This window comes from Sphingobium sp. IP1, from assembly GCF_002708645.1.
Taxonomy (GTDB): Bacteria; Pseudomonadota; Alphaproteobacteria; order Sphingomonadales; family Sphingomonadaceae; genus Sphingobium; species Sphingobium yanoikuyae.
On the sequence record NZ_NOIW01000270.1, the window covers coordinates 1 to 487 of the forward strand.

The 487-nt window shown below is 64.9% G+C and carries 1 protein-coding gene; it reads left to right on the forward strand.

What is annotated here, in order from left to right:
• Window positions 1–475, forward strand: a 475-nt coding sequence (locus CG471_RS29915; RefSeq protein ID WP_143560331.1) for an IS5 family transposase, incomplete at its 5' end; no start/stop codon positions are given.
• Between the last annotated feature and the right edge of the window lie 12 nt (window positions 476–487).

The following is a 487-nucleotide window of genomic DNA, read 5'->3' on the forward strand; positions in this document are numbered from 1 at the left end:
CCAGCATCAAGGTCCATCGCTCGGCCGCCGGCGCAAAAGGGGGGCCTTCGCGCAAGGCATCGGAACCTCGCGCGGCGGACGCACCAGCAAGATCCACGGACTGACCGACGCTGCCGGAAGGCCGCGCATTCTGCTGATCTCGCCCGGCAACCTCTCCGACATGACCATGGCGCCTGCCTTGATCGAGGCCGCGCGTGGCCGCTTCGACAAGTTGATCGCCGACCGCGGCTATGACAGCAACACCATCCGCGCCGCCATCCAGGCCCAAGGTGCCGAAGTGGTTATCCCCGCCACCCGCAGCAGAAAAGCGCCCATCCCCTATGATCGCGACGCCTATAAGGCACGCAACCTCGTCGAGCGCCTCTGGTGCCGCCTCAAGGATTGGCGCCGCATCGCCACCAGATACGACAAGCTCGCCACCAATTACATGGCCGGCGTCTTCCTCGCTGCCTCACTCACCTTCTGGTGCAATTGAGTCCGGACCCTA